Origin of the sequence: Saccharothrix sp. (assembly GCF_031180885.1) — a bacterium.
GTDB lineage: Bacteria > Actinomycetota > Actinomycetes > Mycobacteriales > Pseudonocardiaceae > Actinosynnema.
In genome coordinates, this window is sequence record NZ_JAPSLK010000001.1 from 663,874 (window position 1) to 688,966 (window position 25,093).

The following is a 25,093-nucleotide window of genomic DNA, read 5'->3' on the forward strand; positions in this document are numbered from 1 at the left end:
ATCGCGGTCACGGGACGTTGCGCACCCGATATCTACAGGGGCCGGATCTCGAACGAGTACTCGGCCGACCGGGTCCGGCCGCCTTCGTCCACCGGGAGCACCCGCACGCCGACCTGGTGGTTGCCGGTCGACACCCGGTCCAGGTCCAGCAGGAACTCGTACCGCCCGCCCGCCGAGCCGTTCGTGGGCAGCACGACGACACCCTGCCCGTCGAGGTCCACCTCGACGCCCTTGACGGCCGCCACCTCGCCCGGCGTCCCGTCCAGCTCGACCACCACCCGCGCCTTGCCGCCCCGCGGGAACGCCCCGCCCGGCCCGCTCTCGTGCACGACGGTCACCGCCGGGGCCGGCACCTCCGGGGCCTGCGGTCCCCGGTCGGTCATCCTGGGCAGCGGCCGGCGCGCGGTGGCCTGCCCGTCGGCCACCACCAGGTGCGCGTCCAGCACGAAGAACGCCTCCGGCGCCCGCAACCGGACCTCGACCTCCCGGTCCGGCAGCGGCAGCGGGAAGTCGGCGTAGACGAGCTGGGCGGCCATCGGCCCCGTGCGGCTGAACGGCGGCACGGTCACGGCGGGCGCGGACCGGTCCCCGAACTCCACGGTGAACGGCACGTCCCGGACGTCCCCGCGCTGCTGCGCCACCCGCGCGACCACCCGCACGCCGCCCGCGCCTTCCAGCCGGTTCGGGGCCACGGTGCCCAGCGGGACGAGGGTGTCGTCCATGGGGCGCGTGGTGCCCAGCTGCACCAGGGACACCGGCACCGGGCTCTCCGGCGCACCGCCCACGCCGAAGGTGTCCACCCGGGTGCCCCTCGTGTCCCGGAACGCCATCCGGGGGTGCGCGGTCGTCCACGGCACCGCGACCGGCGCGGTGGCCAGCGCCTCGCCGTCCCGCAGCGCCACCACCGCGTCCGGCAGCACCCGCAGCTCCCACCGGTGCCGGACGCCGGGCGTGGGCGGCGGGGCGGTGCCGACGACCGGGACCACCTTCGTGGTCGGGGACAGGCCCTCGCCGAAGTCGAACGTCGCACCGTGCCGGGCGATGGTCAGCACGACCGTCCCCGGCGGGTACGGCTTGGTGAGGTGCCCGAGGTCCTGGAACGGCTCGGGCAGCAACGCCACCAGCACCCGGCCGTCCGCGGACGTCGGCCCGTCGGTGGTGACCACGACCCGACCGACCGCACCGTCCGCACCCGGCACGCCGAGCCGCAGCGGCACGTTCGACTGGAGGTCGAGGAGGTCGCAGGTGACCTCCAGGCGGCGGCCGTTGAGCGGGCGCAGACCCAGGCACTCGCCGCCCCCGTCGACGACCCGCCAGCGGCGCGGGCTCAGCGCCTCCGGACCGTCGAACCGGTCGATCGGCTGGACGAGCTGGTCGGCCCACGTCGCGTCGTGCGCCAGGCGCGGCACGGCCTTGCCGACCACCGGTTCCGACCGCTCGCCGAGCGGCCCGACCGCCCGCACCTCCACGGTGACCTCGCCGTTCGGGTCGAGGTCGGTCAGCTCGGTCTCGGTCGCCCGCACCAGGCGCGTCCGGTCGCCCCAGCGGACCTCGAACCCGCCGTGGGTCAGGCCGTCGGTCGGCGTCCACGTGGCCCGCAGGCTGGTCCGGTCCAGTGCGGTGAGCTTGAGGTCGGTGGGCCGGCGCAGCGGTTGCGCGTCGGCGACGTGCTCCACCCGCTCGTCCAGGAACCGCCCGAACTCCCGCGCCGGCGGCGGCGCGGACTCGTTGCGCAGCACGACCACCGCGCCCGCCACGAGCACCAGCCCGCCGACCCAGACGAGGACCTTGCGCCGCTCCACCCGTCGACCCTACGAGGTGCGCGCGAGCGCGGTGCTGCCGTTCAGCCCAACGATCCGGCCGCCGCGGGAACCAAGCGCCCGCAACGCTTCCAGCGCCTGCGGCGAGGTGAGGTCGATCGTCAGGTCGGTGAGTTCGGCACCTTGCCGCTCCACCAGCGCCCGCCGCGCCGCGTGCCCCGCCTCGATCGTCTTGGCCAGCCCACCCGTGGACGCGAGCGACCCGCGCGCCGCGCCCAGCCGACCCAGGGCGTCGTCCACGGCGTCCAGCAACGCGGACCGGTTGCCCTCGCACATCGCGCGCACCAGCTCGGGCCGACTGCCCGCGACCCGCGTGCCGTCACCGAAGGAGCCCGCCGCCAGCGCCAGGGCCAGCGGCCCACCGTCCGCGCCGACACTGGCCAGCACCGCCGCCAGGACGTGCGGCAAGTGGGAGATCCGGGCCACGGCGGAGTCGTGCTCACCCGCGGTCGTCGGCACCACGTGCGCCCCGGCGGCCAGCGCCAGCTCCACCACGTCGGTCAGGACGTCGAGGTCGGCCCCGTCCTCGGCGGTGACCACCCAGGCGGCGTCGCGGAACAGGTCGGCGGTACCGGCACCCCACCCGGAGGCCGACGTGCCCGCCATCGGGTGCCCGCCGACGTACCGGGCCTGCGGCGCCACCCGTGCCACCAGTTCCGCCACCGGCCCCTTGACGCTGACGACATCGGTGAGCCGAACCCCGTCCGGCACCAACCGCAGCACGTCCTCCACCGCCGGCAACGGCACCGCCACCACCACCAACGCGTCCCGCTCCCGTGCCCGCCGCAGCGCGTCGGCGGTGTCCACCACGTCGAAGCCGTCCGCGCGCGCGGCGTCGGCGTCCCCCGCCGAGGCCGTGGCACCCCACACCACCCGCCCGGCAGCCGCGGCGGCCCGCAACACCGAGCCGCCGATCAACCCCAGTCCGACCACGCACACGTCACGCACGCGGGACATCCTGCCGGCGCACCCCGACAACTCCACACGATCAACTCCCGCACCATCACTTCCCACAACCCCGCAGGGCTGCGGAACGTCCCCGGGTCATGCGGATCGAAGTGATCGCCGGCCCCGAGGCCGACCGCGTGGCGGCGCAACTGCGGGCCCACGACACCGAAGGCCTGCTCACGGTGACCGCGGTGAACCGCCCCGGCCCGGCCGCGCTGGTGATCGGCGAGGACGTGCCGCTGTCGGTGGACATCGCCGACCTGTGGACGCACCGCGTCCGCCCCATGGCACGCCGCCTGGCCGGCCTGGACCGCGCCGCCCCCGCTCCCGCCGTCCTGCACCCCCACGACCCCGCTCTGCCGCGCGCCGCCGAGGTCCTCCTCAACCGCCTGCGCACGGCACTGCACCACACCGACGACGGCCGCTGGACCTACGACCACATCGGCTCGACCGCCGTCCCCGACCTGCGGGCCAAGCGCTTCATCGACCTCCAGATCGGCGCGACCACCCTGCCCGACCGGGGCGTGGACGACCGCCTGGCCACCACGGGTTTCCTCCCCGCGAAGGGCTCCCGCCCCGACTCACCCGGGGTGCACCACGACCTGCCCATCGGCGGCCAGGGCCCGACGGAGGTCTACCGGAAGCGCCTCTACGTCCGCCCCGACCCGGCGGCGCCGGCGATCTTGCACTTCCGCCTGCTCGACTCCCCGTGGTGCGCGGCCACGACGTCCTTCCGCGACCGGCTGAGAGCGGACGCCGCTACCCGCCGCGCGTACGAGGAGGTGAAGGAACGGGCGGCACGCGACCATGCCGGCGATCCGGACTACGACGACTACACGCGCAGCAAGTCGGCCTTCATCACCGGCTGCGGCCGGCGGTTGACGGCGGACGAGAGCGACACCGAGACGGTGTGATCCCGTGGCGCGGGCCGGTGCTGAGGGCTTGGTCCTGCCCCGAGGTGGTCCTGCGGAGGTGGTGCGGACGGGTGTGGTCCCGCCGGAGGTGGTGCGGGCGGGGTTGGTGCGGGCGGTGATGCGGGCGGTGATGCGGGCGGCGCTGGGGTGGCGCGGCGCTGGGGTGGCGCGGCGCTGGGGCGCTGCTGGAGGTGGAGCGGGTGGAGGTGGGGCTGGGTGCCGGCCCCGTGGGGGTGCGGCGCGGCCGGCACCCCCACGGGGCGGGTCAGCGGAGGGCGTCCAGGGCGAAGGCGGTGTAGACGACTACGCCGTGTTCCATGGCGGCCTCGTCGAAGAGGACGCGGTTCGAGTGGTTCGGTTCGGCGTGGGCCAGGTCTACTCCGCGGGGGCAGGCGCCCAGGAAGGCGATCGCGCCCGGCACCCGTTGCAGGACGTAGGAGAAGTCCTCGGCGCCCATCAGCGGGTCGTCCATCGGGGCGGACCAGCGGGAGCCGAGGGCGGCCGCGGTCACCTCGCCGACGTGGAGGCCGACTTCGGCGTCGTTCACCGTGACCGGGTAGCCGGGCACGATCTCCACCCGGGCCCGGCAGCCGTGGGCGGCGGCGACGTGTTCGGCGACCTTCGGCAGTTCGCGCTTCACGAACGCCCTGGTCTCCTCCGACAACGTCCGGATGGTGCCCTCGACCAGCGCGGTCTCGGGGATGATGTTGGTGGTCGTGCCCGCCTTGATGTGGCCGACCGTCACCACCGCCGGGTGGTGCACGCTGACCCGCCGCGCCACCAGCGTCTGGAGCGCCCCGACCAGGGCGGCGGCGGCCGGGATCGGGTCGAGCGCGTCGTGCGGCATGCCGCCGTGGCCGCCGCGGCCGGTGAACGTCACGTGGAACGTGTCGGCGGAGGCCATCGTCGGGCCGGGCCGCGACACCACGACGCCGGACTGCAGCGTCGAGGTGATGTGCAGCGCGAACGCCCGCTCCACCGGCGCGCCCGCCGCCTCCAGCACGCCCTCGTCGAGCATGTACTTGGCCCCGTGCTGCCCTTCCTCGCCGGGCTGGAACATGAACACGACCTGCCCGGCCAGCGCTTCCCGCCGCGAGCTGAGCAGCCGGGCCGCGGACGCCAGCATCGCCACGTGCGTGTCGTGCCCGCAGGCGTGCATCGAACCGTCCACTTCGGACGCGTACGGCAGCCCGGTGTCCTCCTGGAGCGGCAGCGCGTCCATGTCGGCGCGCAGCAGCACGGACGGCCCCGGCTGGGCGCCCCGCAGCACCGCGACCACGGACGACGTGGACCGGCCGGTCGTGATCTCCAGGGGCAACCCGGACAACGCGTGCAGGATCGCCGCCTGCGTCGCGGGCAGGTCGAGGCCCTGCTCCGGGTGCCGGTGCACCTGCCTGCGCAGCGCCACCGTCCTGGGCTGGAGCGCGCGTGCGGCCTCCGCAAGCCCGGTGAACCGGGGCTCGGAGGTGGTCGTCTGTGCGTTCGGCAGAGTTGTGCTCATCCCTCGATAGTGGCATCGGACAGCCCCCGACGCCCGGAGCCGAGCCCCCCGTGCTACCGGGTGCGGTCCGGTGGCCCTACGGTGTGCACATGGCACACCAGGAGCCGGTCAACGGCTTCGCTGTCGCGGTGGTCCGGGAGGACGGCCGCTGGCGGTGCAGCAGGATGGACAGCTCCGCGCTGTCCGAGCTAGACGCGGCCATCACCGAACTCCGCCAACTCCGCTCCACGGGTGCCGTCTTCGGGCTGCTCGCCGTGGACGACGAGTTCTTCATCGTCCTGCGCCCGGTGCCCGGCGGAGTCGCGCTCCTGCTCTCCGACGCCGCCGCCGCGCTCGACTACGACATCGCCGCCGACGTCCTGGACCTCCTGCGGGTCGATCCGCCCGACGAGGAGGACGACGAGCTGTGGCCCGAGGGCGACCTCGCCATCCTCGCCGACCTCGGGATGCCGCAGCACGAACTCCAGGTGATCGTCGACGAGGTCGACCTCTACCCCGACGAGCAGCTCCAGATGATCGCCCAGCGCTGCGGCTTCGGCGACGAGTTCACCAAGCTGCTGGACACCATCCAGGCGTGAACGACGAAGACCTGGTCCGGTCCGCCCTGGAGGTCGCGCGGCTGGCCCCGCGCACCGGTGACGTGCCGATCGGCGCGGTCGTGTACGACCCCGACGGCGTGGAACTGGCCCGGGCCTGCAACGCCCGCGAAGCCCTCGGCGACCCCACCGCGCACGCGGAGGTGCTGGCGCTGCGGGCGGCGGCGGCCGCGTTCGGCGACGGGTGGCGGCTCAACGGCTGCACCCTGGCGGTGACGGTGGAGCCGTGCACCATGTGCGCCGGCGCGCTGGTGCTCGCGCGGGTGGCCCGGGTGGTGTTCGGGGCCTGGGAGCCGCGGACCGGGGCCGTCGGCTCGCTGTGGGACGTGGTCCGCGACCGCCGGCTCAACCACCGGCCCGAGGTGGTGGGCGGGGTCCTGGCGGACGAGTGCGCGACGTTGATGGAGTCCTTCTTCACCGACATGTGAGCCGTGTCGGGTGGTGCCCGCCGGGTGGAAATAGCCCGCACGGGGGAAGCCGTTGGTCGGCGGGCCGCAGTGCGCGCTGCGACGATCGGGTGCGTGTCGGTAGACAGCGTGGACGCCGTGTTGGTGGGCGGGGTCGCCAGGGGCGACCTCGGTGCGTTCGAGGTGCTGGTCCGCCGGTACCAGGGGCGGGTGCTGGGGTTCGCCGTGCGCCTGCTGGGTGATCGGGCCGAGGCCGAGGACGTGACGCAGGAGGTGTTCGCGACGGCGTGGCGGCGGCTGGACTCGCTGGCCGAGCCGGCCGCGGTGCGGACGTGGCTGTTCCGGGTGGCCTACCGGGAGTGCCTCGGGGTGCTGCGGCGGCGGAGGACCGATCCGGTGGGGGAGTTGCCGGACTTCGGGGTCACGCCGGTCGGGGTGGGGCAGGTGCCCCGGGACCCCTCCGCGGTGGCCGAGGTGGTGGCGGTGGTGGCGGCGCTGCGGCTGGCGCTGCGGAGGTTGCCCGAGCCGCAGCGGGTCGCCTGGCTGCTGGCCGAGGTGGACGGGCTCTCCTACGCCCAGATCGCGCTGGCGGTGGGGGCCAGCGAGGAGTCGGTGCGCGGGCGGCTCGCGCGGGCCCGGGTGCGGCTGGCGGAGGTCATGAAGGTGTGGCGGTGACCGGCCGGGAACCCGGGTGGTGGACCCGGTGGCGACCGCCCGCCACGACCTCCCGACGACGCCCGCGACCCCCCGGTGACGGGTGGGTGACCCGGTCTTGTATTGTTCTCGGCGGTGGCGTGTCCGAGCGGCCGAAGGAGCACGCCTCGAAAGCGTGTGAGGTGCAAGCCTCCGTGGGTTCAAATCCCACCGCCACCGCTGACGACGGGGCCCGGTTCGCGATCATCGCGGAACGGGCCCCGTCGGCATTTCGCGCTCTGGTCTTGTCAAGGTGCGACCTCCGGGGGCACCGCGCCGCCTCGTCAGGCGGGCGGCGCCCCGTCGTGTGCGTCGTGCCCCGCCGGCGCTGGGAGGGCCACCGGGCGGCACGTGATCGAGCTTACCCCATGTTCGAACACACGTTCGAGTGATGAACGGCAATCCGTCCTGTGGGTGATCACACGGCCGCCCATCCGGGCAGCGTGTGCCCGTGCAGGGTCAACAGTTAGTGACGGCTTCTTTCGAAGTTCATGCGATCCGGGGAGGATGCGCGGACCCGCCAACATTCTCCGGAGGATCCGTTGAGACCCACCCCGCTCCGCGTCGGGTTAGCGGTCACCGCCGCCTCGGCCGTGTCCCTGGCCCTGGTCGTGCCCGCCACCGCGGCGCCCAGCCCCGATGCGCTCATCGCCGAGGTCTACGGCGGTGGCGGCAATTCGGGCGCCACGCTGACCCGCGACTTCGTCGAGCTGGCCAACCGCGGCGACAGCCCGGTCGCCCTCGCCGGGTGGAGCGTCCAGTACCTGCCCGGCAGCGCGAGCGCGAGCAGCCGGTGGCAGGCCACGCCGCTCACCGGCACCGTCGAGCCCGGCAAGCGGTTCCTGGTCGCCCAGGCGCAGGGCTCGGGCGGCACGGTGCAGCTGCCGACCCCCGACGTCACCGGCGCCATCGCGATGTCCGCCACCGGCGGCACGGTCGCGCTGGTCACCGGCACCGAGCCGCTGACCTGCAAGACCGCCGCCGACTGCGCGGCCGACACCCGCATCCGCGACCTGGTCGGCTACGGCTCGGCCACGGTGGTCCGCGAGACCACCCCGACGGCCAACCTGAGCAACACCACGTCCGCCGCCCGCCCGGCCCTCACCGACACCGACGACAACGCGGCAGACTTCACCGTCGGCGCGCCCACCCCGGTGAACTCCAAGGGCCAGGGCACGGGCGACCCGGACCCGGAGCCCCAGCCGGGCGACAAGCGGATCCGCGACATCCAGGGCACCACCCGCATCTCGCCGCTGGTCGGCACCAAGGTCGCGGGCGTCCCCGGCGTCGTCACGGCCACCCGCGCCACCGGCGACCGCGGCTTCTGGATCCAGGACACCGCGCCGGACACCGACCCGCGCACCAGCGAGGGCGTGTTCGTCTACACCGCGGGCCTCGCGCCGACCGTCGAGCCGGGCGACTCCGTCCTGGTCAGCGGCACCATCGCGGAGTACCGGCCGGGCGGTGACAACGCGTCCAACGCCAACCAGACGCTCACCGAGATCACCGGCGCCACGGTCACCGTCCTGACCAAGGGCAACGCCCTGCCGGCGCCGGTCGTGCTGACCCCGCCGGACGGCTTCATTCCCACCGCGGGCGGCGGCAGCGTTGAAACGTTGCCGCTGGAGCCGGCCAAGTACGGCCAGGACTACTACGAGTCGCTGGAAGGCATGTACGTCCAGGTCGACGACGCCCGCGTGGTCGGCCCGACGAACAACTTCAGCGAGACGTGGATCACCACGCGGCCGGACCAGAACCCGACCCCGCGCGGCGGCACCGTGTACCTCGGTTACGACCAGCCCAACAGCGGCCGGATCAAGGTCAAGGCGGGCAGCGCCACGCCGCAGGCGTCCAACGTGGGCGACGTGTGGCGCGGCGCCACCGTCGGCAACGTCGAGTACACCAACTTCGGCGGCTACACCCTGGCCACCAAGTCGGTCGGCGAGCACGTGTCGGGCGGCATCCAGCCGGAGACCACCGACGCGGCGCGCCAGTACGAGCTGTCCGTGGCCACCTACAACGTGGAGAACCTGGCCGCGACCAACCCGCAGGCCAAGTTCGACCGGCTCGCGGCGGCCGTCGTGAACAACCTGGCGTCCCCGGACGTCGTGGTGCTGGAGGAGATCCAGGACAACAACGGCGCCACCGACGACGGCACGGTCGCGGCGGACCAGACGTTCGCCAAGTTCACCGAGGCGATCGTCGCCGCGGGCGGCCCGCGCTACGAGTGGCGGCAGATCGACCCGCAGAACAAGGCCGACGGCGGCCAGCCGGGCGGCAACATCCGGGTGGCGTTCCTGTTCAACCCGGCGCGGGTGTCCTTCGTGGACCGCGCCGGCGGCGACGCCACGACCCCGGTGTCGGTGGTCAAGCAGCACGGCCGCGCCGCGCTGTCGGTGTCGCCGGGCCGCATCGACCCGGCCAACTTGGCCTGGGCGGACAGCCGCAAGCCGCTGGCGGGCGAGTTCAAGTTCCGCGGTCGCACGGTGTTCGTGGTGGGCAACCACTTCACCTCCAAGGGCGGCGACCAGGCCCTGCACGGCCGCTACCAGGAGCCGAACCGGTCCTCGGAGGTGCAGCGGCTCAAGCAGGCCGCGGCGCTGCGGGCGTTCGTGGACCAGGTGCAGGCGGTCGACCGCGGTGCCAACGTGGTGCTCGCGGGTGACATCAACGACTACCAGTTCTCGCCGACGGTGCAGGCGCTGACGGCGGGCGGTTCGGTGGTGGACCTGATCTCCACGCTGCCCGAGTCGGAGCGGTACAGCTACGTCTTCGACGGCAACTCGCAGACGCTGGACCACATCCTGATCAGCTCGAACATCAACCGCTACCGGTACGACGTGGTGCACATCAACGCCGAGTTCACCGACCAGGCCAGCGACCACGACCCGCAGGTCGTCAAGCTGCGCCCGAGCACGGGGAACCCGCAGGTGGACCGCATGGTGTTCCTGCTGGAGGACATCGCGGAGTGCGTGCGGGGCTGACCCTCCGCCGACGCGAAACGGCCCCGTCCGGGAATCTCCGGGCGGGGCCGTTTTCAGCGGAGGATACGGGATTTGAACCCGTGAGGGGGTTAACCCAACACGATTTCCAATCGTGCGCACTAGGCCGCTATGCGAATCCTCCGCCGAGGAGTCTAACGGAGGCACCTTCCGGTCCCCAAAACGGGTGGTCACACGCCCTCGGCGGGGGTCTGGTGATGATCGGTCCGCCGGGGTCCGGTGGTGCCGACGGCGTCCGGCGGGGCGCGGTGGCCAGGTGGCCGCGGGAGGTGGCGGTGGAAGTGCTCCGCCGGCCCTCGGCTACACTTGCCGTGGACCTCGTGCGGCGCACATCCCATGAACCTCCCCAGGGCCGGAAGGCAGCAAGGATAAGTGGGCTCTGGCGGGTGCACGGGGTCCCCTTTTTCTGTCGGACCCCTTCGGTAGGGTCTCCGGCGTGGCGCTCGCCCTCTACCGCAAGTACCGACCGGCCACCTTCGCCGAGGTGGTCGGGCAGGAGCACGTCACCGACCCGCTGCGCACGGCGCTGGCCGCCGGTCGGGTCAACCACGCCTACCTGTTCTCCGGTCCGCGCGGCTGCGGCAAGACGTCCTCGGCGCGCATCCTCGCGCGGTCGCTGAACTGCGTGAACGGGCCGACGCCGGACCCGTGCGGCGAGTGCAACTCGTGCATCGGCCTGGCGCCCAACGGCGCGGGCAGCGTGGACGTGGTGGAGCTGGACGCGGCGTCCCACGGCGGTGTCGACGACGCCCGCGAGCTGCGCGACAAGGCGTTCTACGCGCCGGCGGAGTCGCGCTACCGGGTGTTCATCATCGACGAGGCCCACATGGTCACCACGCAGGGCTTCAACGCCCTGCTGAAGATCGTGGAGGAGCCGCCGGAGCACCTGATCTTCATCTTCGCGACCACCGAGCCGGACAAGGTGCTGCCCACCATCCGGTCGCGGACGCACCACTACCCGTTCCGGTTGATCCCGCCGTCGGCGATGCGCGCGCTGCTGGAGCGCAACTGCGCGGCCGAGGGGGTGGCGGTCGAGCCTTCGGTGTTCCCGCTGGTCATCCGGGCGGGCGGGGGCTCGGCGCGGGACACGCAGTCGGTCATGGACCAGTTGCTGTCCGGTGCCGGCCCCGAAGGGGTGAAGTACGACCGGGCGATCGCGTTGCTGGGCGTGACCGACGTGGCGTTGATCGACGACGTCGTGGACGGCCTGGCCGAGGAGGACGGCGCGAAGGTGTTCGGCACGATCGACCGGTTGGTCGACGCCGGGCACGACCCGCGCCGGTTCGCCGCCGACCTGCTGGACCGGCTGCGGGACCTGGTCCTGCTGCACGCGGTGCCGGACGCGGGGGAGCGCGGGCTGGTGAACGTGCCGGACGACGTGCTGGTCAAGATGCTCGCGCAGCGCGACGCGACGCGGCCGGCGACGGTCACCCGGTGGGCCGAGGTGCTGCACCAGGGGCTGACGGACATGCGCGGGTCGACGGCGCCGCGGTTGCTGCTGGAGCTGGTGTCGGCGCGGATGCTGCTGCCGTCGGCCAGTGACGCGGAGTCGGCGGTGTTGCAGCGGGTCGAGCGCCTGGAGAAGTACGGGCCGCCGGCGGGTGCGCAGGCCGGTGGACCGGCGGCGGGCGGTCCGGTGCAGGCTGCCGGTGGTGCGCCCGCGCCGGCCGAGGGCGGGCGGACCTTCCAGCGGCCATCGCAGCGAGCGGCCCAATCCGAGCCCGCCCCGCAGAACCCGCCCGCGCAACCGCCGGCCGCGCCGAGCCGCGCCGCCGCGCCGGCCGCCGCCGGGCCGGGCCAGGCCGGGCCGGGTGCGCAGGGCCACGCCGGGCCGGGTGAGGCTGCCGTGCCGAACCACGCCGCCGGTCAGCCGCAGCCCGCCGCCCAGGCCGCGCCGAGCCGTCCCGAGCCGCCGGCCCCACCTGTCGAACAGGCCCCGCCCGCGTCAGGCGGGGTGGACGTCGCGGAGGTGCGGCGGCGGTGGGCCGAGTTGTGCGGGATCGTCAAGGGGCTCGCCGGACCCAGTGCCAGCGCGCTGCTGACCAGCGGCGCGACCGTGGCCGAGGTCGACGGCAACTCCGTCACCATCACCCACACCTCCGCCCCCCTCGCCCGCCGGCTGGCCGAGCCGCGCACCGTGGACGCCATCGCGTCCGCGTTCAGCCAGGTGTTCGGCGGGTCGTGGCAGGTCCGGTGCGTCCACGGCGCGCCCAACCAGGCCGCGCCCCGCCCGACCCCCCAGCGCGAGCAGCGGCCCGCGCCGACCCGACCCAGCCAGGCGGCCCGCACGCAGGAGCCCCGGCAGCCGCCGACCCGGCCGGCGCCCGTGGACGACGTGCCGCCGCCGCCCGAGCCGCCGGAGCCCGATGAGCCCCTCCCGCCGGAGCCGGTGGACGAGGAGGAGATGCTCGCCGAGGCCGCCCGGCCCGGTGACGCCGGTGATCAGCTCGACCCCGAGCAGGTCGTGCTCAAGCTGCTCGCCGACGAGTTGGGCGCGCGCCCGCTGAAGGGCTGAGCGCGCGACTACGCTGGTGGCAAACCCCAAGCGAGAGGAACCCGCGGTGCAACCCGGTGGGCCGAACATGCAGCAGATCCTCCAGCAGGCGCAGAAGATGCAGCAGCAACTCGCCGCCGCACAGCAGGAGTTGGCCGAGGCCGAGGTGACCGGCACCGCGGGCGGCGGGCTGGTGACCGCCGTCGTGTCCGGTGGCGGCGAGCTGAAGAGCCTGAACATCGACCCCAAGGTGGTCGACCCGGACGACGTGGAGACGCTGTCCGACCTGGTCGTGGCCGCCGTCCGCGACGCCAACCGCGCCGCGCAGGAGCTGGCCGCGCAGAAGATGGGTCCGCTGGCCTCCGGCATGGGCGGCCTGGACTCCCTCGGCGGGCTGTTCGGCTGATGTACGAGGGGCCCGTCCAGGACTTGATCGACGAACTCGGCCGCCTGCCGGGCGTCGGTCCCAAGAGCGCGCAGCGCATCGCCTTCCACCTCCTCGGGGCGGACCCGGCCGACATCACCCGGCTCCAGGACGCCCTCCAGAAGGTCAAGGACGGCGTGGTGTTCTGCGAGGTGTGCGGCAACGTCTCGGCCGAGGCGACGTGCCGCATCTGCCGCGACCCACGCCGCGACCTGAGCCTGATCTGCGTGGTCGAGGAGCCGAAGGACGTGCTGGCCGTCGAGCGGACCCGGGAGTTCAAGGGCCGCTACCACGTGCTGGGCGGCGCGCTGGACCCGTTGTCCGGGGTGGGCCCCGACCAGCTGCGCATCCGGCAGCTGCTGACCCGGATCGGCACCGAGGTCAACGAGATCATCATCGCCACCGACCCGAACACCGAGGGCGAGGCGACCGCCACCTACCTGGTGCGGATGCTGCGGGACTTCCCCGGCCTGACCGTGACGCGCCTGGCGTCCGGCCTGCCGATGGGCGGTGACCTGGAGTTCGCCGACGAGCTCACCCTCGGCCGGGCCCTGTCCGGCCGGCGCAGCATGTGAGGCTCGTCGCCGTCGACGGCCCCTCGGGGTCGGGCAAGACGACCTTCGCGGCCGGGCTGGGCGGTGTGGTGGTGCCGACCGACCACTTCGCGACCTGGGACGACCCGGTGTCGTGGTGGCCCCGCCTGGTCGCGCAGGTGCTGGAACCGCTGTGGGCGGGCCGCCCGGCCCGCTACCAGCGCATGGACTGGAGCGAGGGCCGGCCTCGTCTCGGCGAGTGGGTGACCGTCGAGCCACCCGAACTGCTCGTCGTCGAGGGCGTGTCGGCGGCCCGCCGGTCCATCGCGGCGCGGCTGGACGAGGCGATCTGGGTCGAGCTGCCCGACGAGCGGGAACGGCTCGAACGGGCCGTCAAGAGGGACGGCGAGGCCAGTCGCGGTCACCTGGAGCGCTGGCAGGCCTTCGAACGGGGCTGGTTCGCGGTCGACGGCACGAAGGCCCGCGCCGACCGGATCGTGATCACCGACTGAGGGCCGCGCGCACGACCTCGGCGTCCGGGCACCCGATGGCGGTGAACCACTCCAGGGCCGAGGTCCACAGGGACCGTGCCTCCTCCAACGAACCCGCCGCCGCGTACGCGTCCCCCGCCACGTGCGCCGCGCGGGCCTGGACGTACCGCTGGCCGGCCGCCTGGCTGCGGTCCAGCGCGCGGTGGGCCAGGTCCAGGGCCTGCGGCACGTCGCCCTGGTCCAGCCGGACCCGGGCCAGCAGGGCCAGCACGTCCACCTCGGCGAGCTTCAACCGGTACCGGACCGCGCTGTCCAGGGCCTGCTGGGCCGAGTACCGGGCCTCGTCCAGCCGCCCCGCCGCCCGGTGCGCCACCGCCAACCCGCGCCGGGCGGCGCAGATGCCCCACGGGTAGCCGTTCTCCTCGGCGATCCGCAGCGCCTCGGTGTGCAGCTCCACGGCCTCCGCGTGCCGCCCGTCGCCGTGCAGCGCCTCGCCCAGGGCGTTCTTGGTGTCGCACGCCCCCTTCAGGTTGCCCAGATGCTCGGCCATCTCCAGCGCCTTGGACGCCTCCTCGATGGCCTCCGCGTACCGGCCGCGCATGTTCAGCGTGTGCGCCAGGCCCTCGTGCGGGATGTGCACGAACCCCCGCGCGCCGGACCGCTCGTACAGGTCCACCGCCCGCCGGTACAGCTCCGCCGCCCGCTCCGGCTGGCCCTGGAACAGGTGCACCTCGGCCAGCGCCCGGTGGCTGTCGGCCTGGGTGATCCACACGCCCAGCCGGTTGCCGACGTCCAGGGACCCCTCGAACGACGACACCGCCCGGTCCAGCTGCCCGAGCTGGAGGTACACCCCGCCCAGGTTGATCAGGGCCACGCCCTCCTGCTGCAGCGCCCCGATCTCGCGGGTGATCACCAGCGCCCGCTCCAGGCAGTCCGCGGCCTGCTCCAGCTCGCCGGTGTCGATGTAGACGCCGCCCAGGTTGATCAGCACCGCCGCCTCGGCCGCGGGCGCCGCGCCGGTGCGCTGCTGGATGGGGATGGCCCGGCGGAAGCAGTCGACGGCCACCCGGTGCTGCCCGATCGTCCAGTACAGCGTGCCCAGCGACGACAGCATCGCCACCTCGCCCGCGGCGTCGCCGATCGCCTGCGCCACGGACAGCCCCGCCTTGGCCACCGCGAGCCACTCCGCCGGCAGGCCCTGGCCGTAGAAGTACCGGCGCAACGCGTCCGCGAGCTGCCAGCAGTCCCGGTCCGGCTCCCGGTCGGCCGCGTGCAGCACCAGGGCCACCAGGTTCGCCCGTTCCGCGTCCAGCCACGCCAGCGCCTCGCCCGCGGCGGCGAACACGCGCGGGGTCACGCCCGCCACCACCGACTCGCGCGGCAGCCGCAGCATGCTGGACTTCGCCGCGTCGGTCGCGTTGTCCACCGACCGGATCGACCAGTCCAGCAGCCGCCGGTGGGCCTGCGCGCGCTCGGCCGGGTCGTCCTCGAACGTGAGCCGCTCGGCCGCGTAGTCCCGCAGCAGGTCGTGGAACTGGTAGCGGCCCGGCGCGTGGTTGTCGACCAGGTTCGCGGTGGCCAGCCGGTCCAGCCGGCGGCGGGCGTCCTGGGTGGTCAGGCCGCCCAGCGCGGCGGCGATGTCCGGTGTGATGTCCCCCGGCGCGAGGCTGAGCAGCCGGAACAGCGACGCCAACTCGGGCTTCAACGCCGTGTAGGACAGGTCGAAGGCGGCGTGCACGGCCGCCCGCTCGTCGCCCTCGACGGCCAGCGCCGCGAGCCGGTTGCCCGCCCGCAGCTCCTCCACGTAGGAGGCGATGGTGGTCTCCGGCCGGGACAGCAGGTTGGCCGCCGCGATCCGCAGCGCCAGCGGCAGGTGCGCGCACAGCTCGGCGAGCTGCTCGGCCGCCTCCGACTGCTCCGCGACCACGTCCTCGCCCAGCATCCCGGCGAGCAGCGCCCGCGTCTCCTGCCGGTCCAGCACGTCCAGCCGCACGTTGGCCGCGGCGTGGCTGACCGCCAGCCCGCGAAGCGTGTCGCGGCTGGTCACCAGCACCGCGCAGCCCGGCGAGCCGGGCAGCAGCGGCCGGATCTGCTCGGCGTTGGCCGCGTTGTCGAGCACCAGCAGCACCTGCTGGTCGGTCAGCCGGGACCGGAACATCGCCTCCTGCTCGTCCTGGTCCAGCGGCACGGACTCCGGCGGCACGCCCTGCGCCCGCAGGAACCGCGGCAGCACGTCCACCGCGCTCAACGGCGGGCCCTGGGCGTACCCGCGCAGGTTCACGTACAGCTGGCCGTCCGGGAAGTACTTGCGCATCTTGTGCGCCGCGTGCACGGCCAGCGCCGTCTTGCCCACCCCGGGCGGACCGGCCAGCGTCACCACCGGCACGCCCTGCGCCGTCCGCAGCAACGCCTCGATCAGGTGAACCGCCTGCTCACGCCCCACGAAGTCGCCGATGTCCGCGGGCAGCTGGGACGGCACCACCCGGTCCCGCCGCGCGGGCGCCGCCGACCCGGACACCTCCAGCGACCCGCCCAGCACCTGCTGGTGCACCCGCCGCAACTCGTCGCCGGGGTCGATGCCGAGCTGGTCGGCCAGCAGGTCGCTGACCCGCTTGTACGCGTGCAGCGCGTCGGCCTGCCGCCCGGACCGGTACAACGCGGTCATCAGCTGCGACCACAGCCGCTCCCGCAGCGGGTGCTCGCTGGTCAGCCGGGACAGCTCGGGGATCAGCTCGGCGTGCCGGCCAAGCTCCAGCTCGACCTCGACCCGCCGCTCCTCGACGTGCAGCCGCCGCTCGCCCAGCCGGGGGACCTCGTCGCGGTGCAGCACCTCCGACGGCACGTCCACCATCGCCGGCCCCCGCCACAGGCCCAGCGCCGCGGTGAAGATCGCCGACGCCGGCTCCAGCCGCCCCGCGAGCCGCTCCTGCTCGCCCTCCTCGACCAGCTGTTCGAAGCGGACGACGTCGATCGTCCGTTCGTCGACGTCGATCAGGTAACCGTCCGGCACCGTCCGGATCGGCACGGCGGGCCCCAGCACCTGCCGCAGCCGCATCACGTAGGTCTGGAGGGTGCCGCGGGCGCGGGCGGGCGGTTCGGCGCCCCACACGTGCTCGGCCAGCTCGTCGACCGACACGCCGGCGCCGGCCCGCATCAGCAGCGACACCAGCAGCGCCCGCTGCCGACCTGCGCGGACGACCACCTGCTCGCCGTCGACCAGCACCTGCAACGGCCCGAGGACGCGGAACTCGACCTGAGGGCCCACCCGTCCCGACCTCCCCTCCCGCGCACGGGTTTCTGTTGTCCGTTGTACAGCGTAGGAGAGCGTTTGAAGGATCGGTCGTCGTCACGTTGGGTCAACGAACCTGTGCCGGAAGTACGAGAATGCCCATTCGCGTGGCCGGATCGTGACCTGGCTTACTGCGGAAGGGTTGCGCGCAACGGTTAGGGTCCGACACCACACCGAGATCCCGGATTTCCCAAGGGGTGTTTGATGGTCCATTCCCGAACGGCTCGGCGCCGCTGGACGGCCGCGATCGGCCTGACCGGCGTCGCCGTCCTCGCACTGTCCGCCTGCGCGCAATCCGAGCGTGGTGGAGACTCCGGGTCCGGCAAGACCGGCGGGACGATGGTCTTCGGGGCCGCGGGCGAGCCCAAGAACTTCGACCCGATCTTCAACGACGACGGTGAGAGCTTCCGGCCGATCCGCCAGATGTACGACACGCTCATCACCTATAAGCGCGGCTCGGCGGACCTCGCGCCCGGCCTCGCGGAGAAGTGGGAGCCGAGCGCGGACGGCAAGTCGTGGACGTTCACACTGCGGAAAAATGTGAAATTCCACGACGGCACTCCGTTCAATGCGGCCGCGGTCTGCTTCAACTTCGACCGCTGGTTCAACATGAAGGGCGCCGCCGCGCAGAGCCAGATGATCTACTACGGCGACGTGTTCGGCGGCTTCGCCAAGAACGAGGGCGACGCGGCCGGCGAGCCGCTGTACAAGTCCTGCGAGGCCAAGGACGAGGGCACCGCGGTCCTGAACCTCAACGCCTACAAGGGCGCGTTCCCGGCCGCCTTCGGCCTCACGTCGTTCTCCATCTCCAGCCCCGAGGCGCTGAAGAAGTACGACGCGGACGCCGTCCAGCAGTCGGGTGACTCGTTCACCTACCCGGCCTACGCGACCGAGCACCCGACCGGCACCGGCGCGTTCAAGTTCGAGAAGTTCGACAAGGCCAACAAGACCATCACCCTGGTCCGCAACGACGACTACTGGGGCGAGAAGGCCAAGCTGGACAAGCTGATCTTCAAGATCATCCCGGACGAGAACGCCCGCAAGCAGGAGCTCAAGGCCGGCACGATCGACGGCTACGACTACCCGAACCCGGCGGACTACAACACCCTGAAGTCCGACGGCTTCAACGTCACGCCGCGCCCGGCGTTCAACATCCTGTACCTGGGCATCAACGGCGCGAACACCCCGGCGCTGAAGGACCTGCGGGTGCGCCAGGCCATCGCCCACGCCGTGAACCGCGAGCAGCTGGTCAAGACCAAGCTCCCGACGGGCGCCGAGGTGGCCACCCAGTTCATGCCCAAGACGGTCGCGGGCTACGCCGACGACGTGCAGAAGTACCCGTACGACGTCAACAAGGCCAAGGACCTGCTGGCCCAGGCCGGCGCCACCGGCCTGACGCTGAAGTTCTACGTGCCGACCGAGGTCAGCCGCCCGTACATGCCGAACCCGACCGAGATCGCGGCCGTGATCACGGACGACCTGAAGGCCGCGGGCATCAACGTCGAGATCGTGTCGCGCCCGTGGAACGGCGGCTACAAGGACGACGTCCAGAAGGCCGGCAAGCACGACCTGCACCTCCTGGGCTGGACCGGTGACTACAACGACGCCGGCAACTTCATCGGCACGTTCTTCGGCCGCGCCAAGGCCGAGTTCGGCTTCGACGACAAGAACCTGTTCGACGCCCTGGCCGCGGCCGACGCGGTCGTCGACCAGACCAAGCACGCGGACGCCTACAAGCAGGTCAACCGCGACATCATGAGCAAGTACCTGCCCGCGGTGCCCGTTTCCCACTCCCCGCCGGCGATCGTGGTGAGCAGCAAGATCTCGGGCCTGGTGCCCAGCCCGCTCACCGACGAGCGCTTCGACACGGTGAGCAAGGGCTGATCCGACTGGTCAGTGCAGGTGGTGGCGCCCGTGATCCGGGTGCCACCACCTTGCTGTCCAAGGGGTTTCCACCATGCTGCGATTCATAGTCCGTCGCCTGCTCCAGGCGATCCCGACGCTGTTGATCCTCTCCCTGCTCGTCTTCGTGTGGCTGCGGCTGCTGCCCGGCGGACCCGCCGGCGCGCTGCTGGGCGACAAGGCGACCCCGGAGAAGATCGAGGCGCTCAACAAGGTGCTGGGGCTCGACCAGCCCCTGGTCATCCAGTACTTCAAGTTCCTCGGGCGCATCCTCACCGGGGACTTCGGCAGCTCGCTGATCAGCGGTGAGCCGGTGATGACCGAGATCGGCCGGGCCCTGCCCGCGACGATCGAGCTGTCCATGGCGGCGCTGCTGTTCGCCGTGGTGCTCGGCATCCCGCTGGGCTACCTGGCGGCGAGCTACCGCGGGCGCTTCCTCGACAACGCCACCGTCATCGGCACGCTGGTCGGCGTCGCCGTCCCGGTGTTCTTCCTGGGCATCCTGCTCAAGAAGGTGTTCGCTCAGGACCTGGCGCTGTTCCCGCCGTCGGGCCGGCAGGACGTCACGATCGACCCCACGCACGTCACGAACTTCGCCGTCCTCGACGGCATCCTCACCCAGGAGTGGGACGCCTCGGCCGACGCCCTGTGGCACCTGGTGCTGCCCGCGATCGCGCTAGGCACCATCCCGCTCGCGGTGATCGTCCGGATCACCCGCGCGTCCGTGCTGGACGTGCTCAACGAGGACTTCGTGCGCACCGCCAACGCGAAGGGCCTCCAGGCGACGATCGTGCGGCGCAGGCACGTGCTGCGCAACGCGATGCTGCCGGTGTCCACGACCATCGGCCTCCAGACGGGCCTGCTGCTGGGCGGCGCGGTGCTGACCGAGCGCGTGTTCGTGTGGGGCGGTCTGGGGTCGCTGCTGGCCCAGGGCATCGAGCGCCGCGACTACCCGCGCCTGCAAGCGCTGCTGCTGCTCGCGGCCGTGGTCTACGTCCTGGTGAACCTGCTGGTGGACATCTCGTACGCCATCATCGACCCGAGGGTGCGGACATCATGACGACCCTGCTGAACCGCAAGAAGCGGCGGATCGACGACTTGGCGGAGTCCGCCGGCACGAGCCTCGCGGCGGACGCGCTCAAGCGCATGTCGCGCAGCCCCGTGGCGATCATCGGCGGGATCATCGTGTCGCTGTTCGTGCTGCTCGCGATCGTGGCGCCATTCATCACGCCGAAGGACCCGTACAAGCGGTACCCGGAGCTGCTGGAACACTCCACGGCCGAGTTCGTCCCCGGACCGATGCCCGGGTTCATCCTCGGCAGCGACGAGATGGGCCGTGACTTCTTCAGCCGGCTGCTCGTCGGCGCGCAGCAGTCGTTGATCGTCGGGGTCGGCGCCACCCTGATCGGCCTGGTCCTGGGCATGATCATCGGTGGTGCGGCGGGCGCGTTCGGCGGCTGGGTGGACAGCTGGCTCATGCGGTTCACCGACATCATGCTGTCCATCCCGAGCCTGCTGCTGGCCATCTCCATCGCGGCGCTGGCCAGCCGGGGCAGCCAGACCACGGTCATCATCGCGGTCGCGGTGACCACCGTGCCGATCTTCGCCCGACTCTTGCGCGGCGCGATGTTGGCGCAACGGCACAGCGACCACGTGTTGGCGGCCACGGCGCTCGGCGTGAAGCGGAGGACGATCGTGTTCCGGCACATGCTGCCGAACTCGCTCGGCCCGGTGATCGTCCAGTCCACGTTGACGCTGGCCACTTCGATCATCGAGGCCGCGTCGCTGTCGTTCCTCGGTCTCGGCGATCCCAACCCGGACCGCGCCGAGTGGGGCCTGATGCTGGGTATCGCGCAGAGCCGGATCGACATCAAGCCGGAGCTGGCGTTCTACCCGGCGATCGCGATCATCATCGTGGCGCTGGGCTTCACGCTGCTCGGCGAGTCGCTGCGCGAGGCTCTCGACCCGAAGAACCGGAGGTGATCCGCGGTGGCCTTGCTCGAAGTGCGTGACCTGCGCGTGGTGTTCCAGCGCCGGGGCACCGAACCGTTCAGCGCCGTGGACGGCGTCTCCTTCGACGTGAACCCCGGGCAGACCGTCGGCCTGGTCGGCGAGTCCGGCTGCGGCAAGTCGGTGACCTCGCTGGCGATCATGGGCCTGCTGCCCGCGCGCGGCAACAAGGTGACCGGGTCGGTGAAGTTCGAGGGCACGGACCTGCTGACCCTGTCCAACCGGGAGATGCGGGACCGGCGCGGCCGGGACCTGGGCATGGTGTTCCAGGACCCGCTGTCGTCGCTGAACCCGGTCATCCCGATCGGCCTCCAGGTCACCGAGGTGCTGGAGCGGCACCGCGACATGCCGCGCAAGAAGGCGATGGTCGAGGCGGCGGAGCTGCTGGACAAGGTCGGCATCCCCGACCCGACCCGGCGGCTCTCGGAGTACCCGCACCAGCTCTCCGGCGGGATGCGGCAGCGCGCGCTGATCGCGATCGCGCTGGCGTGCCGGCCGCGGCTGCTCATCGCCGACGAGCCGACCACCGCGCTCGACGTGACCATCCAGGCGCAGATCCTGGCCCTGCTCAAGGAACTCGTGCAGGACACCGGGACCGCGCTGATCATGATCACGCACGACCTGGGCGTCGTGGCCGGGCTGTGCGACGAGGTGAACGTCCTCTACGGCGGCCGCGTCGTGGAACGGGCGGAGCGGCACCAGCTTTTCGCAGAACCGCGCCACCCGTACACGCACGGCCTGCTGGCCTCCATCCCGCGCCTGGACGCGGCGCGCGGCGAGAAGCTGGTGCCGATCAAGGGCTCGGTCGCGGACAACATCCCGTGGGACAGCGCCTGCGCCTTCGCACCGCGCTGCCCGAACGCGCTGGACGTGTGCCGCCAGGTCACGCCCGCGCTGGAGGACGAGGACCGGCGGTCGCTGCGCTGCCACAACCCGGTGCTGCCGGGAACGCCCGCCGCACAGGAGGTGCCCGCATGACCGCCGCAGTCGAGCCCGCGGCCGCCGACGCGCCCGTGGGCGGGTCGCTGGTCTCGGTGCAGGACCTCAAGGTCCACTTCCCGATCAAGCGCGGCCTGATCGTGGACCGCACGGTCGGCCACGTCTTCGCCGTCGACGGCGTGGACATGGAGATCCGGCGCGGCGAGACCTACGGCCTGGTCGGCGAGTCCGGCTGCGGCAAGTCCACGCTCGGGCGGGGGATGCTGCGGCTGGTGGAGCCCACCGGCGGCAAGGTCGTGTTCGACGGCACGGACCTGGTGGAGCTGAAGGGCGAGTCGCTGCGCAGGATGCGGCGGCGGATCCAGATGGTCTTCCAGGACCCGATGTCGTCGCTGGACCCGCGGCAGTCGGTGGAGTCGATCCTGGTCGAGGGCCTGCGGGCGCACGGCCTGGACAAGGGTCGGGAGGCCACCGGCAAGCGCTTGCGCGAACTGCTCTCGGCGGTGGGCCTGCCGTCGACCTCGCTGCGGAAGTACCCGCACGAGTTCTCCGGCGGCCAGCGGCAGCGCATCGGCATCGCCCGCGCGCTGGCGGTGGAGCCCGACCTGATCATCGCCGACGAGCCGGTGTCCGCGCTGGACGTGTCGGTGCAGGCGCAGGTGGTGAACCTGCTGGAGGAGCTGCAGGAGCAGTTCGGCCTGACCTACCTGGTCATCGCGCACGACCTGGCCGTGGTGCGGCACATCTCCGACCGGGTGGGTGTGATGTACCTGGGCGGGATCGTGGAGGAGGCGTCCTCGGACGACCTCTACGCCGAGCCGCTGCACCCGTACACCAAGGCCCTGCTGTCGGCGATCCCGGTGCCCGACCCGGAGGTCGAGGACCGGCGCGAGCGGATCCTGCTCACCGGTGACCTGCCGTCGCCGGCGAACCCGCCGAACGGCTGCCGGTTCCACACCCGGTGCCCGTGGAAGCAGGAGACGAAGTGCGCCACCGACCGGCCCGCGCTGCGCGAGGTGCGGCCGGGGCACAAGGTGGCGTGCCACTGGGCGGAGGACATCCAGGCCGGCCGCATCCGGCCGCACGAGGTGGAGACCGTGCTGGTGGAGGAGGGCGGCATCTCGCCCGACGTGCCGCTGATCGGGCCGTCCTCGGTGACCGAGGTGCTCAACCCGTAGCACCGCTAGGCCGCCGTCGGCTTGTCGCGTCGCCTTTCCCGCCGATCACGCTTTCCGATCAGCGGGAAACGCGGCGCGACGAGCCGACCTACAGGGCGGCCGAGCCGCGCGACGGAGTCGCGCCATTCAACACGGCCCGCCAGTTCGGCTCGCGGCCCAAGAGCCCGACGAGCCGGTCGGTCAGCGGTGCTTCTGCCGGCACGTCGACCGGGAGCCCGAAAGCCGCGCCCGGCCCCCGGACGTCCGGGGTCGACGGGTAGCGGCTGGCCATCTTGAAGGCGGCGAGCGCCATCTCGTCGTCCAACGTCGAGTCGAACCCGACCGCCTTCGCCAGGTCCCAGGCGTGGACCAGGTTGTCCACGAAGTGCCCGGCCACCAGGCCGCGGCCCGGCTGGGGGCCGTAACCGGGGAACACGCTGGGCCGGTCGAGGAAGCCGTCGGTGCGGAACGCCTCGGTGACCCGGTCGGCGGCGGCCGCGTAGGCCGCCAGCAGGTCGTCGCTCGCCTGGGGTGCTGTGTCGGTCTCCCGCGCGGCGGCGTCGAACTTGAGGGTGCTGTCGACCTGGTGTTGCAGCAGGTCGCGGACGGTCCAGCCGGCGCACGGCGTGGGCAGGTCGAAGTGGTGCGGTTCGAGCTTGCGGTAGAGCGTGACGTTGAGGTCGAGAGCGGTGCGGTCGAGGTCGAGCAGGTCCATGCGTCCCCCTCCGGGAATTTGTACGAACGATCGTACAGTTAGTTTGGGGTGTGACGTCAAGGACGGCTAGCGTGGTCGGCGTGAAGGTCGACGGGCGTTTGGAGCGGGGCGAGCAGACCCGCCGGCAGATCCTGCGGCGGGCCGCGGAGATCGCGTCGGTGGAGGGTCTGGAGGGTCTGTCGATCGGGCGGCTGGCGACCGAGTTGGAGGTCAGCAAGAGCGGCGTGTTCGCCCACTTCGGGTCCAAGGAGGAACTGCAACTGGCCACCGTGCGGGCGGCGGCGAAGATCTTCGTGGACGAGGTCGTGACCCCGGCTCTGGACGTGCCGCCGGGCCGGGCGCGGTTGGAGCTGCTGCTGGAGGGGTGGCTGAGCTACTCGGAGCGTCGGACGTTCCCCGGCGGGTGCTTCTTCTACGCGGTGCAGGCCGAGTTCGACGCGCGGCACGGCCGGGTGCGCGATGCGGTCGCCGAGTACGGGCGCGGTTGGAACACGCTGGTGCGCGAGACGATCGAGGGCGTGCCGGACTTGGCGGTGGACGCGGACCAGTTGGCGTTCGAACTGATCGCGTTCCTGGAGATGGCCAACGCCCAATCCGTCCTGCACGACGACCCAACCGCCTACACCCGAGCCCGAACCGCCGTCCGCTCCACCCTCGACCGCGCGGTTCAAGCCTGATCAGGCGGCCGCGTCGACCACCCGGCGTTGGGCGGACTTCACGGCCATGCCCACCGGGATGCTGATCAGCACCGCCGTGCCCCACGACAGGGCGATCGCGAGCAGCGGGTCGTCGATCACCTGGCCGCCGAAGTACCCGATCAACGCCGTGTACCCGCTCCACAGCGTCGCCCCCGCCAGCGCGACCGGCGCGAACCGCCTGCTGGGCCACCGCAACGACCCCGCCAGCAACGCCCCGACCAGCCCACCTCCGGGCACCCACCGCACCGCCACCAGGATCGGCTCACCCCGCGAAGCCAGTCGCGCCGCCGTCCACTCCACCACCGCCCGCGGCCCCGGCCGCCGGCTGAACCGGCGCAGCGCGCGCATCCCGGCGCTGCGGCCGAGCGAGTAGTTGACCAGGTCGGCGACGAAGCACCCCAGCGCCGCCACCGCGATCACCCCGGTCAACGGCAGCTCACCGGACGCGGCCAGCACGGCACAACCGATGAGCACGGCCTCGGTCGGCGCCAACGGCACGGCGGCGACCACGAACAGCACCACGAGGGCGGTCATGATCGGAGAACGCTAGCCGGACCGGG

At 72.6% G+C, this 25,093-nt stretch carries 21 protein-coding genes, 2 tRNA genes and 1 other RNA gene; 17 read left to right on the plus strand and 7 right to left on the minus strand.

Going from position 1 to position 25,093, the window contains the following annotated elements; all coding sequences use genetic code 11:
* Window positions 1-32: 32 nt before the first annotated feature.
* Together RIN75_RS03325 and RIN75_RS03330 are read right to left on the minus strand one after the other, a co-directional pair.
* On the minus strand, window positions 33-1,802 hold the full coding sequence (locus RIN75_RS03325) for a fibronectin type III domain-containing protein (protein WP_309110230.1): 1,770 nt from the start codon (window positions 1,800-1,802) through the stop codon (window positions 33-35).
* 9 nt (window positions 1,803-1,811) lie between these two features.
* Window positions 1,812-2,768 (minus strand): prephenate dehydrogenase, encoded by a 957-nt coding sequence (locus tag RIN75_RS03330; RefSeq protein WP_309110231.1) that lies wholly within the window; start codon window positions 2,766-2,768, stop codon window positions 1,812-1,814.
* A 98-nt stretch (window positions 2,769-2,866) separates the two neighbouring features.
* Here RIN75_RS03330 and RIN75_RS03335 point away from each other — a divergent pair, with 98 nt between their 5' ends.
* The gene (locus RIN75_RS03335) at window positions 2,867-3,682 is read left to right on the plus strand and encodes a GrpB family protein (protein WP_309110232.1); all 816 of its coding nucleotides are present in this window, start codon (window positions 2,867-2,869) and stop codon (window positions 3,680-3,682) included.
* Window positions 3,683-3,947: 265 nt separating this feature from the next.
* Here RIN75_RS03335 and RIN75_RS03340 read toward each other — a convergent pair whose 3' ends face one another.
* A complete protein-coding gene (locus tag RIN75_RS03340; protein WP_309110233.1) occupies window positions 3,948-5,183 on the minus strand; it encodes a M20 family metallopeptidase in 1,236 nt (411 codons plus the stop codon).
* An 89-nt stretch (window positions 5,184-5,272) separates the two neighbouring features.
* On the opposite strand from RIN75_RS03340, the gene RIN75_RS03345 reads away from it, so the two are divergent.
* The 5 genes from RIN75_RS03345 to RIN75_RS03365 all read left to right on the plus strand — a co-directional run bounded on the left by RIN75_RS03345 (window position 5,273) and on the right by RIN75_RS03365 (window position 9,863).
* Complete coding sequence (locus tag RIN75_RS03345) at window positions 5,273-5,761, plus strand: tRNA adenosine deaminase-associated protein (RefSeq protein WP_309110234.1); 489 nt, start codon at window positions 5,273-5,275, stop codon at window positions 5,759-5,761.
* Entirely contained in the window at window positions 5,758-6,207 is a 450-nt protein-coding gene (locus RIN75_RS03350; RefSeq protein WP_309110235.1) for a nucleoside deaminase, read from the plus strand. The genes RIN75_RS03345 and RIN75_RS03350 overlap by 4 nt, the downstream gene beginning before the upstream one ends.
* A 93-nt stretch (window positions 6,208-6,300) precedes the next feature.
* Window positions 6,301-6,861: an RNA polymerase sigma factor gene (locus tag RIN75_RS03355; RefSeq protein WP_309110236.1), complete on the plus strand. Its 561-nt coding sequence runs from the start codon at window positions 6,301-6,303 to the stop codon at window positions 6,859-6,861.
* 113 nt (window positions 6,862-6,974) lie between these two features.
* Window positions 6,975-7,059, plus strand: a tRNA-Ser gene (locus RIN75_RS03360).
* Between the two features lie 362 nt (window positions 7,060-7,421).
* The gene (locus tag RIN75_RS03365) at window positions 7,422-9,863 is read left to right on the plus strand and encodes an endonuclease/exonuclease/phosphatase family protein (protein ID WP_375295897.1); all 2,442 of its coding nucleotides are present in this window, start codon (window positions 7,422-7,424) and stop codon (window positions 9,861-9,863) included.
* Window positions 9,864-9,920: 57 nt separating this feature from the next.
* On the opposite strand, the gene RIN75_RS03370 is transcribed toward RIN75_RS03365, so the two are convergent.
* Window positions 9,921-10,005 (minus strand) — tRNA-Ser (locus tag RIN75_RS03370).
* A 186-nt stretch (window positions 10,006-10,191) separates the two neighbouring features.
* On the opposite strand from RIN75_RS03370, the gene ffs reads away from it, so the two are divergent.
* From ffs to RIN75_RS03395, 5 genes are all read left to right on the plus strand, one after another.
* Window positions 10,192-10,286: signal recognition particle sRNA small type (ffs, locus tag RIN75_RS03375), an RNA gene on the plus strand.
* A gap of 31 nt (window positions 10,287-10,317) precedes the next feature.
* Window positions 10,318-12,396, plus strand: coding sequence for a DNA polymerase III subunit gamma and tau (locus RIN75_RS03380; protein WP_309110237.1), 2,079 nt, complete (start codon window positions 10,318-10,320; stop codon window positions 12,394-12,396).
* A 67-nt stretch (window positions 12,397-12,463) separates the two neighbouring features.
* Window positions 12,464-12,781: a YbaB/EbfC family nucleoid-associated protein gene (locus RIN75_RS03385; RefSeq protein WP_309110434.1), complete on the plus strand. Its 318-nt coding sequence runs from the start codon at window positions 12,464-12,466 to the stop codon at window positions 12,779-12,781.
* Window positions 12,781-13,374 carry a recombination mediator RecR gene (recR, locus tag RIN75_RS03390; protein WP_309110238.1) on the plus strand — a complete coding sequence of 198 codons (594 nt, stop codon included), beginning with the start codon at window positions 12,781-12,783 and terminating at the stop codon, window positions 13,372-13,374. Before RIN75_RS03385 ends, recR begins: the two co-directional genes overlap by 1 nt.
* On the plus strand, window positions 13,371-13,844 hold the full coding sequence (locus RIN75_RS03395; protein WP_309110239.1) for a hypothetical protein: 474 nt from the start codon (window positions 13,371-13,373) through the stop codon (window positions 13,842-13,844). The genes recR and RIN75_RS03395 overlap by 4 nt, the downstream gene beginning before the upstream one ends.
* Here the strand turns inward: RIN75_RS03395 and RIN75_RS03400 are convergent.
* Window positions 13,834-17,088, minus strand: coding sequence for a tetratricopeptide repeat protein (locus tag RIN75_RS03400; protein WP_309110240.1), 3,255 nt, complete (start codon window positions 17,086-17,088; stop codon window positions 13,834-13,836). The genes RIN75_RS03395 and RIN75_RS03400 overlap by 11 nt on opposite strands.
* 228 nt (window positions 17,089-17,316) lie before the next feature.
* Between RIN75_RS03400 and RIN75_RS03405 the strand changes: the two genes are divergently transcribed.
* From RIN75_RS03405 to RIN75_RS03425, 5 genes are all read left to right on the plus strand, one after another.
* On the plus strand, window positions 17,317-18,996 hold the full coding sequence (locus RIN75_RS03405; RefSeq protein ID WP_375295898.1) for an ABC transporter substrate-binding protein: 1,680 nt from the start codon (window positions 17,317-17,319) through the stop codon (window positions 18,994-18,996).
* A gap of 73 nt (window positions 18,997-19,069) precedes the next feature.
* Entirely contained in the window at window positions 19,070-20,074 is a 1,005-nt protein-coding gene (locus tag RIN75_RS03410; protein ID WP_309110241.1) for an ABC transporter permease, read from the plus strand.
* Window positions 20,071-20,997 carry an ABC transporter permease gene (locus RIN75_RS03415; RefSeq protein ID WP_309110242.1) on the plus strand — a complete coding sequence of 309 codons (927 nt, stop codon included), beginning with the start codon at window positions 20,071-20,073 and terminating at the stop codon, window positions 20,995-20,997. The genes RIN75_RS03410 and RIN75_RS03415 overlap by 4 nt, the downstream gene beginning before the upstream one ends.
* A gap of 6 nt (window positions 20,998-21,003) precedes the next feature.
* On the plus strand, window positions 21,004-22,002 hold the full coding sequence (locus RIN75_RS03420) for an ABC transporter ATP-binding protein (RefSeq protein ID WP_309110243.1): 999 nt from the start codon (window positions 21,004-21,006) through the stop codon (window positions 22,000-22,002).
* On the plus strand, window positions 21,999-23,141 hold the full coding sequence (locus RIN75_RS03425; protein WP_309110244.1) for an oligopeptide/dipeptide ABC transporter ATP-binding protein: 1,143 nt from the start codon (window positions 21,999-22,001) through the stop codon (window positions 23,139-23,141). The genes RIN75_RS03420 and RIN75_RS03425 overlap by 4 nt, the downstream gene beginning before the upstream one ends.
* 88 nt (window positions 23,142-23,229) lie before the next feature.
* Here RIN75_RS03425 and RIN75_RS03430 read toward each other — a convergent pair whose 3' ends face one another.
* The gene (locus RIN75_RS03430) at window positions 23,230-23,835 is read right to left on the minus strand and encodes a TIGR03086 family metal-binding protein (protein WP_309110245.1); all 606 of its coding nucleotides are present in this window, start codon (window positions 23,833-23,835) and stop codon (window positions 23,230-23,232) included.
* Window positions 23,836-23,915: 80 nt separating this feature from the next.
* On the opposite strand from RIN75_RS03430, the gene RIN75_RS03435 reads away from it, so the two are divergent.
* The gene (locus RIN75_RS03435) at window positions 23,916-24,512 is read left to right on the plus strand and encodes a TetR/AcrR family transcriptional regulator (protein WP_309110246.1); all 597 of its coding nucleotides are present in this window, start codon (window positions 23,916-23,918) and stop codon (window positions 24,510-24,512) included.
* Here the strand turns inward: RIN75_RS03435 and RIN75_RS03440 are convergent, their stop codons facing one another.
* Window positions 24,513-25,067, minus strand: a complete 555-nt coding sequence (locus RIN75_RS03440) for a DedA family protein (RefSeq protein WP_309110247.1) — start codon at window positions 25,065-25,067, stop codon at window positions 24,513-24,515.
* Window positions 25,068-25,093 lie beyond the last annotated feature (26 nt).

What these genes read in the sequence shown, in the direction of transcription:
- RIN75_RS03385 (WP_309110434.1), top strand. Translation starts at nt 12,464, where the DNA reads ATGCAGCAGATCCTCCAGCAGGCGCAGAAGATGCAGCAGCAACTCGCC.
- RIN75_RS03405 (WP_375295898.1), top strand. Translation starts at nt 17,317, where the DNA reads ATGGTCCATTCCCGAACGGCTCGGCGCCGCTGGACGGCCGCGATCGGC.
- RIN75_RS03415 (WP_309110242.1), top strand. Translation starts at nt 20,071, where the DNA reads ATGACGACCCTGCTGAACCGCAAGAAGCGGCGGATCGACGACTTGGCG.
- RIN75_RS03440 (WP_309110247.1), bottom strand. Translation starts at nt 25,067, where the DNA reads ATGACCGCCCTCGTGGTGCTGTTCGTGGTCGCCGCCGTGCCGTTGGCG.
- RIN75_RS03425 (WP_309110244.1), top strand. Translation starts at nt 21,999, where the DNA reads ATGACCGCCGCAGTCGAGCCCGCGGCCGCCGACGCGCCCGTGGGCGGG.
- RIN75_RS03335 (WP_309110232.1), top strand. Translation starts at nt 2,867, where the DNA reads ATGCGGATCGAAGTGATCGCCGGCCCCGAGGCCGACCGCGTGGCGGCG.
- recR (WP_309110238.1), top strand. Translation starts at nt 12,781, where the DNA reads ATGTACGAGGGGCCCGTCCAGGACTTGATCGACGAACTCGGCCGCCTG.
- RIN75_RS03340 (WP_309110233.1), bottom strand. Translation starts at nt 5,183, where the DNA reads ATGAGCACAACTCTGCCGAACGCACAGACGACCACCTCCGAGCCCCGG.
- RIN75_RS03410 (WP_309110241.1), top strand. Translation starts at nt 19,070, where the DNA reads ATGCTGCGATTCATAGTCCGTCGCCTGCTCCAGGCGATCCCGACGCTG.
- RIN75_RS03345 (WP_309110234.1), top strand. Translation starts at nt 5,273, where the DNA reads ATGGCACACCAGGAGCCGGTCAACGGCTTCGCTGTCGCGGTGGTCCGG.
- RIN75_RS03430 (WP_309110245.1), bottom strand. Translation starts at nt 23,835, where the DNA reads ATGGACCTGCTCGACCTCGACCGCACCGCTCTCGACCTCAACGTCACG.